The following is a 12679-nucleotide window of genomic DNA, read 5'->3' as shown; positions in this document are numbered from 1 at the left end:
GAACGGTTTTTGTACCACATTCGCGGCGTGGACAATAAATCGGCTTGTATGCGTTCCGTGTGCTCAATAAATTTGGACGAAACATACCGGATTTTTCCAATACCCCGGAACGGAGACACGGAATGACACGCAGCTTCGACTATGTCGTGGTCGGCGCGGGATCGGCCGGTTGCGTCCTCGCCAACCGGCTGTCCGACGGCGGCCGCCATACGGTGTGCCTGCTGGAAGCCGGCCCCGCCGACAACTACATGTGGATCCACGTGCCGATCGGCTATGGCAAGACGATGTTCCACCCCGTGTACAACTGGGGCTTCCACACCGATCCCGATCCGAACATGCACAACCGCCGCCTGTACTGGCCGCGCGGCCGCACGCTCGGCGGCTGCAGCTCGATCAACGGGCTGATCTACGTGCGCGGGCAGCAGCAGGACTACGACCACTGGGCCGCGCTCGGCAATCGCGGCTGGAGCTGGCGCGAGTGCCTGCCGTATTTCCGCAAGCTCGAACACAACACGCTCGGAGAAGGGCCGACGCGCGGCACCGGCGGCCCGCTGTGGGCGTCGGCGATCCGGCAGCGGCACGAACTCGTCGATGCGTTCGTCGCCGCGTCGAACCGGCTCGGCGTGCGCACGGTCGACGATTTCAACACGGGCGACCAGGAAGGCGTGGGCTACTACCAGCTCACCACGCGCAACGGGCTGCGTTGCTCGACGGCGGTGGCCTACCTGAAGCCGGCGCGCGGGCGCCCGAACCTGCATGTCGAAACCGATGCGCAGGCGCTGAAGGTGCTGTTCGACGGCGCGCAGGCGTCCGGCGTGCGTTACGTCCAGCATGGCAAGGTTCACGAGGTGCGTGCGTTGCGCGAGGTGATTCTCGCGGCCGGCGCGCTGCAGTCGCCGCAACTGCTGCAGGTGTCGGGCGTCGGGCCGGCCGCGCTGCTGGACCGGCACGGGATTCCGGTCGTCGCCGATCGCGCGGGCGTCGGCGAGAACCTGCAGGACCATCTGCAGATTCGTCTGATCTACGAAGTGACGAAGCCGATCACGACCAACGACGAACTGCATTCATGGGTCGGCCGCGCGAAGATGGGGCTGCAATGGGCACTGTTCCGCGGTGGCCCGCTCGCGATCGGCATCAACCAGGGCGGGATGTTCTGCCGTGCGCTGCCGGACGAATCGGCGACGCCCGACATCCAGTTCCATTTCTCGACGCTGTCGGCCGATTCGGCGGGCGGCAGCGTGCATCCGTTTCCCGGCTGCACGTATTCGATCTGCCAGCTGCGGCCCGAATCGCGCGGCTCCGTGCGCATCCGCACCGACGATGCGCGCGACGCGCCGTCGATCCAGCCGAACTATCTCGACACCGAGCGCGACCGCCGCACGACGGTGGCCGGCGTGCGCTTCGCGCGACGCGTCGCGGCCACCGAACCGATGGCGCCGCTGATGAAGCGCGAGGTACGGCCGGGCGCGGACGCGCAAACTGACGACGAACTGCTCGAGTTTTGCCGGGAATACGGACAGACGATCTTTCATCCGTCCGGCACCGCGAAAATGGGCGTCGCGAGCGATCCGCTCGCGGTCGTCGACGAGCGGCTGCGCGTGTACGGCACGCGCGGGTTGCGCGTGGTCGACTGCTCGATCATGCCGACCCTCGTATCGGGCAATACCAACGTGCCGATCGTGATGGTCGCCGAGAAGGCGTCCGACATGATCCTCGAGGACGCGCGCGCGGCCGATCGCGGCCACAGCGTCGCGCCGGCCGCCGAGGCGCTCGCGTAGGGCGTCGCCACGCATCACCCGCGTGGCCCGTGCTCCTGCGCCCGGACGGCCGCCGCGCGTTCATCGATGCCCCCGCCGGCAAGGCGCCGGGGCAGGTTGCGGCGCATCCTTACCTGGAGAAGCTCGCATGGCAATCGATTCCCGGGTCGTCCGACGCGTGGCCGCGGCCAGCGTGATCGGCGCGACCGTCGAGTGGTACGACTTTTTCCTGTACGGCGTGGTCGCCGGCATCGTGTTCGACAAGCAGTACTTTCCGTCCGGCGACGCGTTCGTGTCGACGATGCTCGCGTATGCGACGTTCGCGGTCGGCTTCGTCACGCGGCCGCTCGGCGGCTTGCTGTTCGGCCATCTCGGCGACCGCGTCGGGCGCAAGTCCGCGCTGATCCTGACGATGCTGATCATGGGCGTGTCGACGGCCGGCGTCGCGTTCCTGCCGACCTACGCGCAGATCGGCATGTGGGCGCCGGTGCTGCTGTTGACGCTGCGCGTGCTGCAGGGCATCGGCCTCGGCGGCGAGTGGGGCGGCGCGGTGCTGATGGCCTACGAGTACGCGCCGCCGCACCGGCGCGGGCTGTATGCGAGCCTGCCGCAGATCGGGCTCGCGATCGGGCTGTGCCTCGCGGCCGGCGTGGTCGCGGCGCTGTCGCGTGCGCTGCCGGACGCCGCGTTCCTCGCGTGGGGCTGGCGCGTCGCGTTCGCGGCGTCGCTGCTGCTGGTGGCGGTCGGGTTCTACATCCGCACGCGCGTGGCCGATACGCCCGAGTTCGTCGCGCTCAAGCGCCAGCGGCGCGACACGAAGCTGCCGGTCGTCGAGCTGCTCGCCAACTATCGTCAGGCGATCCTGCTCGGGATGGGCGCACGCTATATCGACGGCGTGTTCTTCAACGTGTTCGCGGTGTTCTCGATCGGCTACATGACGCGCAACCTGTCGATCTCGCGCGGCGACGCGCTGCTCGGCGTGATGAGCGCGGCGGTCGTGATGTGCGTGTTCATCCCCGTGTTCGGCAGCCTGTCGGACCGGCTCGGCCGCGCACGCGTGTACCGGTGGGGCGCGACGCTGTGCGGGCTGTCGGTGCTGCCCGCGTTCTGGCTGCTGCAGACGCAATCGACGAACCTGCTCGCCGTGTGGCTCGCGCTGGTGATCCCGTTCGGGATCTTCTATGCGATGGCGTACGGGCCGGAAGCCGCGCTGTTCGCGGAGCTGTTCGACGCGAACGTGCGTTATACGGGCATCTCGTTCGTCTACCAGGTGTCGGGCATCTTCGCGAGCGGCCTCACGCCGATCGTTGCGACCGCGTTGCTGCGCGTGAACGGCGGGGCGCCTTGGCTCGTCGGGGTTTACGTGATGTTGTCTGCACTCCTGTCGATCGTGTCCGTGCGAGCGATCGAGAAACGCGGCGGCGTGGACGGCGTCGCGGTGCGCGCGATGTGACGGCGGGTGGGGTGGATGGGGCGGGGCGCGGCGTGGGGTCGTATCGGCGGCGTGGTCTTTCGGTGGTGTCATGCCTGTGCCGCTGACCGACGCCGTCTGCCGGTCGTGCGCTGTCGCCCGCGGTTCGGTGTCCCGGTCGTCCGGCCGCGTCGTGCCCACGCCGCTGCCCCTTGCCGATCGACTCCGTCTGCCGTCCGCCCGATGTTGCCCGCCGTTCAGCGTCCCGATCGCCCGGTGGCGTCGCGCCCACGCCGCTGATCCTTTTTGACCGAGGGCGCCGACCTGTCGCCGGCTGTTACCAGCCGTTCGGCGCCCCCGCGCGCTGGTCCAAGCGAATCCGGTCCACTGGCCCTACCTGCGAAAAATCGGCCTGCCTACACTTTCCTCGACAGATCGCCGCATTGAAGCATCTGCACACGATCGACCCGAAGAGAACGATCAGGAGACAGGCATGACCAACAGGCAGTCGGCAGCATTCGCCCGTGCGGCGAGCGCGCGCCTCGCATCAGTCAGTCGAATCGCCTCGCGCGCCCGTTGCGGCGCGGCAGGCAAGCCCGCGTCGGAGGTCTGAGCATGTCGACCCCTTCCATCGAACGGTCCGCGAGCGGCTTTGCCGGCGGCCGGGCCAACGATACGCGTTACGACCCGACCTACGATCCGCTCGTGTCGCCGGGGCCCGGGTGCGGCAAGCAGTACGCGCCGACCTACTGGGTCGCGACGGCCGGCACCCCGCCGCCCGACGACGGCCCCGTCACGCGCGATCTCGATGTCGACGTCGCGATCATCGGCGGCGGCTACACGGGCCTCGCCACCGCGCTGTGCCTGGCTCGGGACCACGGCATCAAGGCCGTCGTGCTCGAAGCCAACCGCACGAGCTGGGGCTGCAGCAGCCGCAACGGCGGCCAGGGGCAGAACGCGTCGGGCCGGCTGTCGCGCTCGCAGTGGATCGAGCGCTGGGGCAAGGACGTCGCGCTGAAGATGCACGAAGAGATCCTCGAGGGCTTCGACAACTTCAAGTCGCTCGTGTCGGAAATCGACTGCGATCCGCAGCCGGGCGGCCATTTCCTGATCGCCCACCGTCCGCGCATCATGGCCAAGCTCGCGGCCGAAGCGAAGGTGTGGAAGGACGTGTTCGGCTATCCGTCCGAGCTGCTGAGCGCCGACACCTTCCGCCGCGAATTCATCAACGACCACGAGGCGGCCGGCGCGCTGCACGAGCCGGAAGGCATCGGCATCCATGCCCTGAAGCTCGCGTTCGGCTACCTGCGTCTCGCGCGCGAAGCCGGTGCGAAGGTGCATACGAGCAGCCCCGTGCTCGGCTTCGAGACGATCGACGGCGTGCACCACCTGCGCACGCCGGGCGGCGTCGTGCGGGCCCGCGCGGTCGGCATCGCGACCGGTGCATACACTGCGCAGACGCTGCATCCGTCGCTGCGCAGCAAGGTGATGCCGATCCTGTCGAACTCGATGGTCACGCGTCCGCTCACCGACGCGGAGATCGACGCGTGCAATTTCCGCACGACACAGGTGCTGACCGATACGCGCACGCTGCGCTTCTACTACCGTTTCCTGCCCGATCGCCGCTTGCAGATCGGCAGCCGCAGCGCGATCACCGGTGACGATGCGCCGAACCCGCGTCACTTCGACTTGCTGAAGGAAGGGATGGGGCGCAAGTTTCCCGCGCTGCGCGGCGTGGAGATCGATTATTCATGGTGGGGCTGGGTCGACGTCAGCCACGACATGATGCCGCGCGTGTGCCAGCCGGACCCGCGGCAGTCGGTGTACTACGCGCTCGGCTACGGCGGCAATGGCGTGTCGTATTCGCAGCAGGCCGGCCGCCGGCTGGCCGAGCAGATCGCGGGGAAGGGCGCACGCCAGACGCTGCCGATCTTCACGTCGCCGCTGCCAGGCCACCCGTTCGCGCCGTTCCGGCGTATCGGGCAACGGATGCTCTACCTGTCGTATTTCAGGAACGACGAAAAGCCCTGAACGTAGCGCATATCGCCCGGCGCGACACAGCGCGCGCCGGGTCGTCCAACACAATAAAAGCAACAGAAATCCGTGCGGCCGGGGCTGCAGGCGCCCCTGCACGCGCCGTCGCCGGCGGCGCCCGCGCTCACCCGACGGTGGCGTGCGGGCGGCGTCCGGACAACTGGATATGGAGAAGACATGCAACCCTCGAATCAGAGTGACCTGAAGTGTGGACTCAAGCAGCGCCACATGACGATGATCGCGCTTGGCGGCGTGATCGGTGCCGGGCTGTTCGTCGGCAGCGGTGTGGTGATTCAGCAGACCGGGCCGGCGGCGATCCTGTCGTTCCTGATCACGGGCGGGCTCGTCGTGCTCGTGATGCGGATGCTCGGCGAGATGGCCTGCGCGATGCCGGCCGTCGGTTCGTTCTACGAATACGCGCGGCTCGCGTTCGGCAACTGGCGCGGCCCCGGCAAGATGGCGGGCTTCTTGACCGGCTGGATGTACTGGTATTTCTGGGTGATCGTCGTCGCGCTCGAAGCGGTGGCCGGCGCCAAGCTGATCCAGTTCTGGCTGCCCGATACGCCAGCGTGGATCATCAGCCTGGCGCTGCTGGTCGTGCTGACGCTCACGAACCTGATCTCGGTCGGCAGCTACGGCGAGTTCGAATTCTGGTTCTCGTCGATCAAGGTTGGCGCGATCATCGTGTTCCTGTTCCTCGGCGGCCTCTACGTGCTCGGCCTGTGGCCGGCGTCGATGCACACGACGTCCGTGCTGCCGACGCTGCTCGGCCACGGCGGCTTCATGCCGCTCGGCATCGGGCCGGTGATGAGCGGGGCGGTTGCGGCGACCGGCTTCTACTTCGGCGCTGAGATCGTCACGATCGCGGCGGCCGAGGCCAAGGAACCGGCGAAAGCGGTTGCGAAGGCCACCAATTCGGTGATCACGCGCGTGCTGGTGTTCTACGTCGGCTCGGTGGCGCTCGTCGTCGCACTGGTGCCGTGGAATTCGCATCAGATGGCCACGCCGTACGTGAGCGCGCTCGAAGTGATGGGCCTGCCCGCTGCCGCCAACGTGATGAACGCGATCGTGCTGACGGCGGTGCTGTCCGCGCTCAACTCGGGCCTCTATGCGGCGTCGCGGATGCTGTTCGCGCTGACCCGCCACGGCGACGCGCCGGCCGCGCTCGCGAAGGTCAACAAGCGCGGCGTGCCGGTGCGCGCGATCCTGCTCGGCACGGTGTTCGGCTATGTGTCGGTCGTGATGTCGTACGTGTCGCCCGATACCGTGTTCGCGTTCCTCGTCAATTCGTACGGCACCGTCGCGCTGTTCGTGTATGTGCTGATCGCGTTCTCGCAACTGCGCCTGCGCAAGCGTCTCGATCCGGTGGCCGCCAGCAAGCTGCGCGTCAAGATGTGGGCGTATCCGTACCTCACCTGGGTCGCGATCATCGGCATGGTCGGCATCCTCGTCGCGATGGCATTCATCCCGGACCAGCGCAAGCCGCTGTGGCTCGGTGTCGCCAGCCTGGGTGTGCTGGTCGTCGCTTACGGGCTCACGCGCCGCAGCCGCCGCGAGCATCTCGACGACAGCGAACTGCTCGCCTATCCGCCGCGGTGATGCATGGTAATGCGCGGTAATGCATGACGCAGAAGGCCCGGCCCGCAAGCCGGGCCTTCGCGCATGCGGTTTCCGGCCCGAGCCGATGGATGGCCGGGGCAACTATCGGGTCGACCGATAGCACCGATCAGAGGATGCGACTTTATGTCGGCCGCGTGCCGGCATAGCATGGATGAACCGATTCACGGGTGCGCCCCGGCGGGCGCGCCCTCATCCGCGAATCCGCGAACGAGGACAGACGATGGAACATCGGGCACGCGAGCGGGACGAGCAGGCCGAGATCAAGACGACGACGTGCTACATGTGCGCGTGCCGCTGCGGCATCCGCGTGCACCTGCGCGACGGCGAGGTGCGCTATATCGACGGCAATCCCGAGCATCCGCTGAACCAGGGCGTCATCTGCGCGAAAGGTTCGTCGGGAATCATGAAGCAGTATTCGCCCGCGCGGCTCACGCAGCCGCTGATGCGCAAGCCGGGCGCCGAGCGTGGCGACGCGCAGTTCGAGCCGGTGTCGTGGGAGGTCGCGTTCGACGTGCTCGAAAAGCGCCTCGCGCACCTGCGCGCCACCGATCCGAAGCGCTTCGCGCTGTTCACCGGCCGCGACCAGATGCAGGCGCTCACCGGCCTGTTCGCGAAACAGTTCGGTACGCCGAACTATGCGGCGCATGGCGGGTTCTGCTCGGCGAACATGGCGGCCGGGATGATCTACACGATCGGCGGCTCGTTCTGGGAATTCGGCGGCCCCGATCTCGACAACGCGAAGCTGTTCTTCATGATCGGCACCGCGGAAGACCACCATTCGAACCCGCTGAAGATCGCGCTCGGCAAGTTCAAGCGCGCGGGCGGCCGCTTCATCGCGATCAATCCGGTGCGCACCGGCTACGCGGCGATTGCCGACGAATGGATCCCGATTCGCCCCGGCACCGACGGCGCGCTGTTCATGGCGCTGATGCACGAGCTGATCGCGCGCAACGCGTTCGACCTCGAATTCGTGTCGCGCTTCACGAACGCGGCCGAGCTGGTCGACCAGCGCGACGGCGCCGACACGTTCGGGCTGTTCGTGCGCGACGCCGGCGCGCCGGAGGTCAATGCGCTGTATCCGCAAAACCGGATGTGGTGGGACACGAAGACGAACCGCGCGGTGCTGCATCACACGGAAGGCGCGGAGCCTGCGCTCGACGGCCGCTATACGCTCGACGACGGCACGCCCGTCGCGCCGTCGTTTACGCTGCTGCGCGAACAGGTGGCCGAATGCACGCCCGAATGGGCGGCCGACATCACCGGTATCGCGGCCGACACGATTCGCCGCCTGGCGCGCGAGATGGAGACGGTTGCGCGCGACCACGCGATCGAGCTGCCGGTGCGCTGGACCGATTCGTGGGGCAAGGAGCACGAATCGGTGAAGGGCGTGCCGATCGCGTTCCATGCGATGCGCGGGCTCGCCGCGCATTCGAACGGCTTCCAGACGATCCGCGCGCTCGCCGTGCTGATGTCGCTGCTCGGCACGATCGACCGGCCAGGGGGCTTTCGGCACAAGGCGCCGTATCCGCGCGCGGTGCCGCCGTCGGCGAAACCGCCGAACGACCCGGCCCAGATCAAGCCGAACACGCCGCTCGCCACCGGCCCGCTCGGCTGGCCCGCCGGCCCCGAGGACCTGTTCGTCCATCCGGACGGCACGCCCGCGCGGCTCGACAAGGCGTTCTCGTGGGAATACCCGCTTGCGGTGCACGGGCTCATGCATTCGGTGATCACCAATGCGTGGCGCGGCGATCCCTATCCGATCGACACGCTGCTGATCTTCATGGCCAACATGGCGTGGAATTCGTCGATGAACACGACGGAAGTGCGCAAGATGCTGGTCGACAAGCGCGACGACGGCGAATACCGGATCCCGTTCCTCGTCGTGTGCGATGCGTTCGCGTCGGAGATGACGGCGTTCGCCGACCTGATCCTGCCCGACACGACTTACCTCGAACGGCATGACGTGATGTCGGTGCTCGACCGGCCGATTTCCGAATTCGACGGGCCGGTCGACTCGGTGCGCGTGCCCGTGGTGCCGCCGACCGGCGAATGCAAGCCGTTCCAGGAAGTGCTGATCGAGCTCGCGAGCCGGCTGAAGTTTCCGGCCTTCACGACCGCGGACGGGCAGCGCAAGTACCGCGACTATCCGGATTTCGTCATCAACTTCCAGACCGCGCCGAATTCGGGCACCGGCTTCCTGATCGGCTGGCGCGGCAAGGACGGCGACAAGGCCGTCGTCGGCGAGCCGAACCCCGACCAGTGGAAGCGCTATGCGGAGAACAACTGCGTGTACCACCATCGGCTGCCGGAACCGCTGCAATACATGCGCAACTGCAACGGCCCGTACATGCAGTGGGCGGTCGACAACGGGATGCGCAAGTTCGGCGTGCCGATCGTGATCCAGCTCTACTCGGACGTGATGCAGAAATTCCGGCTCGCCGCGCAGGGCCGCACGTCGGGCCGCCAGCCGCCCGACCATCTGCGCGAGCGCATCGCGCGCTATTTCGATCCGCTGCCGTTCTGGCATCGCTCGCTCGAAAGCGGGCTGACCGATGCGAACCGCTATCCGCTCGCGGCGATCACGCAGCGGCCGATGGCGATGTATCACTCGTGGGATTCGCAGAACGCGTGGCTGCGGCAGATCCACGGCGAGAACCACCTGTTCGTGAACCCGGTGACGGCCGCCGCGCAGCAGATCGAAGACGGCGCGTGGATCTACGTCGAATCACCCTGGGGCAAGGTGCGTTGCCGCGCGCGCTACAGCGAAGCGGTCGAGCCCGGCACCGTGTGGACCTGGAACGCGATCGGCAAGGCGGCCGGCGCGTGGAATCTCGGGCCGCAAGCGGGCGAGTCGCAGCGCGGCTTCCTGTTGAACCACGTGATCACCGACGAACTGCCGGATGCGGCACGCGGCGGGGCGCGGATGTCGAACTCCGATCCGGTGACGGGGCAGGCCGGCTGGTACGACGTGCAGGTGCGGATCTATCCGGCCGAAGCCGATGCGGCGACGACCTTGCCGCAGTTCGCGCCGATGCCGGCGCTGCCGGGCACGCCGCGCGTGCTGCAGCGCGTGCAGGCGTATTTCGCGGGAACCGGCGCATTCGCCGCGCGGCTGCGGCGCGCGACGTCGGCCGGCCCGAAGTCTGAAGATCGCTGATCGAAGGAGCACCACCATGACCCAGATGGCCCTCGTCATCGACCTGAACGTGTGCGTCGGCTGCCATGCCTGCGTGACGAGCTGCAAGGAATGGAACACGTCGGGCGAAGCCGGCAGTCTCGCGGACATGCGCCCGTACGACGACGACCCGTCCGGCACGTTCTTCAACCGTGTGCAGACCTACGAAGCGGGCGTGTTCCCGATGACCGACACGATCCACTTCCCGAAGTCGTGCCTGCACTGCGAGGATCCGCCGTGCGTGCCCGTCTGTCCGACCGGCGCGAGCTACAAGCGCAAGTCGGACGGGATCGTGCTGGTCGACTACGACAAGTGCATCGGCTGCAAGTACTGCGCGTGGGCGTGCCCGTACGGCGCTCGCGAGCTCGACGAAGGCCGCAAGGAGATGACGAAGTGCACGCTGTGCGCGGACCGCATCGACAACCAGGCGTTGCCCGAACGCGACCGGAAGCCGGCTTGCGTGCTCGCGTGCCCGACGTCGGCGCGGCTGTTCGGCGACGTGCACGATCCGGAGTCGGAGGTGTCGCGCGCGATCCGCGAACGCGGCGGCTATCAGCTGATGCCGGAATGGGACACGCGGCCGTCGAACCATTACCTGCCGCGCGTGAAGACCGAATCGTCGTGCGGGTGCGGGAGTAGCGGCGGGTGCGGCAGCGGGTCGAACGGCCGCGACGAGGACGCGTCGTTCGAGGCCCGCGCGGCGCGCGGCGACATCGATCTCGTGTCGCTCGCGACGCAGCGCTGAGCGCGAAGCCCTTCACTCATACGAACAAACGGAGTCCCCATGCGTCCAGCCTTTTCGGTCGTTTTCCTCACCACGCTGTGCGGTGCCGCACAGGGCCTGCTGCTGACGCTCGTGATCGTCGAGGCGCTGGCGCGACTGGCCGGCGTCGACGTGGCCGCCGCGTTCTACGTGACGGGTGCCGCGCTGTCGGTCGCACTCGGCGCACTCGGCCTGCTGGCGTCGTTCTTCCATCTCGGCCACCCCGAACGCGCATGGCGCGCGATCGCGATGTGGCGCACGTCGTGGCTTTCGCGCGAATGCATCGCGCTGCCGGTGTTTCTCGCGTGCGCGTTCGCGTATGGCGCGGCGCACCTGTTCGGCTGGCCCGGCACGTTGCTGATCGGCGCAGTGGGTGCGCTCGCGAGCGTCGCGCTGTTCGTGTGCACCGCGATGATCTACGCGTGCCTGCGCTTCCTGCAGGAATGGGCGAGCCCGCTGACGCTCGTGAACTTCGTGCTGCTCGGCTGCGCGTCGGGCTGCACGCTGGCGACGGCGTGCGCCGCGTGGCTCGCGCCTTCGCTGGTCGGCCGGCTCGCGGTGGCCGCCTGCGTGCTGACGCTCGCGGGCGGCGTGGCACGGCTCGCGTCGCTCGCACGCAATGCACGGCTGCGGCCGAAGTCGACCGTGCAGAGCGCGACCGGGATCCGCAGCGACAAGGTCGAGCAGAAGTCGCGCGGCTTCACGGCCAGCGCGTTCAATACGCGGGAGTTCTTTCACGGGCAGGGCAACGGCACGCTGCGTGCGGTGAAGGCCGGTTTCCTGATCGGCGCATTCGCGGTGCCGTTCGTGCTGACCGGCGCGGGCGCGCTCGCGCTCTCGCCGACGTCGGTCGCGGCAGCCGTCGCACTTGGCGCGGCATTCGTGATCCAGTATGCGGGGCTGGTCGCGGAACGCTGGTTCTTCTTCGCGGATGCGCGGCATCCGCAGAACATCTACTACCAGCGCGCGTCATGACGTTGCATGTGCGCCGCCACGCCGTGCGGGAACTAGAACGTTTCCGCGAGCGCGCGCGCCGCTTCCTGCAAACGCGGCACGTGGTCGAGCAGCCGCGACAGCGGTGCGCGCGACACGGGCGCATGCACGGCGACCGCGGCGATGCACGCGCCGTCGTCGCCGACGATCGGTGCCGCGATGCACACGATGCCCGCGACGAATTCCTCGTTGTCGATCGCGACGCCCTTGTGCGCGGTGCGGTCGAGTTCGGCTTCGAGCAGCTCGGGATCGGAGATCGTGTTCGGCGTGTAGCGCGGCAGCGCCAGTGCGTGCACCAGCGCGGCGCGTTCGTCGCGCGGCAGCAGCGCGAGCAGCAGCTTGCCGCTGGCGCTGCAATGCGCGGGCACGCGCGAGCCGGGTTTCAGGTCGAGCCGCAGCGGCCAGTCGGCCTCGACGCGGTCGAGATAGACGACTTCCGTGTCGTGCAGTGCGGTCAGGTTGCAGGTTTCGCCGAGATCGGCGACGAGCCGTTCGAGGATCGCGTGGCGCAGCCGGCGCGCGCCCGCATGCAGCATCACGCCGGTGCCGAGACGCGCGAGGCGCGGGCCGATCGCATATGCGTTCTTGCGGCCCGGCTCGCGGATCACGAGGCCGCCGGCTTCGAGCGACGCGAGCATCCGGTGCAGCGATGCCTTCGGGATATCGACTTCGCGCACGAGATCGGCGAGCGATACGGCATCGCCGGCCTGGACGAGATGTTCGAGCAGCGCGAAGGCGCGCAGCGTGGGCGTATCCGCGGGCAGCATGGCAGGCGTTCCGGAAACTGGATTGCGGCCATTGTACCGAACGGCCCGACGGGTCGGCCGCGCGGGGCGGCGGGGCCGTTGAACCGGACCGTATTTTCAGCAACGGAACGAATCGTTCCGTAAACAAGACAGGCGCGGCGCGACGATCGACGCCTGCGC

Annotated in this window: 8 protein-coding genes; 7 read left to right on the top strand and 1 reads right to left on the bottom strand. The window is 68.1% G+C overall.

Annotation, left to right across the window (positions count from 1 at the left end; genetic code table 11):
- The first annotated feature begins 122 nt into the window (after positions 1 to 122).
- The 7 genes from BCEP18194_RS32775 (at position 123) to BCEP18194_RS32745 (ending at position 11735) form a co-directional block, all read left to right on the top strand.
- Entirely contained in the window at positions 123 to 1778 is a 1656-nt protein-coding gene (locus tag BCEP18194_RS32775; RefSeq protein ID WP_011355602.1) for a GMC family oxidoreductase, read from the top strand.
- Positions 1779 to 1905: 127 nt separating this feature from the next.
- A complete protein-coding gene (locus BCEP18194_RS32770; RefSeq protein ID WP_011355601.1) occupies positions 1906 to 3210 on the top strand; it encodes an MFS transporter in 1305 nt (434 codons plus the stop codon).
- 573 nt (positions 3211 to 3783) lie between these two features.
- Complete coding sequence (locus BCEP18194_RS32765; RefSeq protein ID WP_011355600.1) at positions 3784 to 5199, top strand: NAD(P)/FAD-dependent oxidoreductase; 1416 nt, start codon at positions 3784 to 3786, stop codon at positions 5197 to 5199.
- Between the two features lie 180 nt (positions 5200 to 5379).
- On the top strand, positions 5380 to 6801 hold the full coding sequence (locus tag BCEP18194_RS32760) for an amino acid permease (protein WP_011355599.1): 1422 nt from the start codon (positions 5380 to 5382) through the stop codon (positions 6799 to 6801).
- 241 nt (positions 6802 to 7042) lie between these two features.
- Positions 7043 to 9979, top strand: a complete 2937-nt coding sequence (locus BCEP18194_RS32755) for a molybdopterin oxidoreductase family protein (protein ID WP_011355598.1) — start codon at positions 7043 to 7045, stop codon at positions 9977 to 9979.
- 16 nt (positions 9980 to 9995) lie between these two features.
- On the top strand, positions 9996 to 10742 hold the full coding sequence (locus BCEP18194_RS32750) for a 4Fe-4S dicluster domain-containing protein (protein ID WP_011355597.1): 747 nt from the start codon (positions 9996 to 9998) through the stop codon (positions 10740 to 10742).
- A gap of 39 nt (positions 10743 to 10781) precedes the next feature.
- Entirely contained in the window at positions 10782 to 11735 is a 954-nt protein-coding gene (locus BCEP18194_RS32745) for a dimethyl sulfoxide reductase anchor subunit family protein (RefSeq protein WP_011355596.1), read from the top strand.
- A 32-nt stretch (positions 11736 to 11767) separates the two neighbouring features.
- Here the strand turns inward: BCEP18194_RS32745 and BCEP18194_RS32740 are convergent, their stop codons facing one another.
- Positions 11768 to 12520 (bottom strand): IclR family transcriptional regulator, encoded by a 753-nt coding sequence (locus tag BCEP18194_RS32740; RefSeq protein WP_011355595.1) that lies wholly within the window; start codon positions 12518 to 12520, stop codon positions 11768 to 11770.
- Positions 12521 to 12679 lie beyond the last annotated feature (159 nt).

Source organism: Burkholderia lata (assembly GCF_000012945.1).
Taxonomy (GTDB): Bacteria; Pseudomonadota; Gammaproteobacteria; order Burkholderiales; family Burkholderiaceae; genus Burkholderia; species Burkholderia lata.
This window is presented reverse-complemented; position numbering and strand designations above follow the sequence as displayed.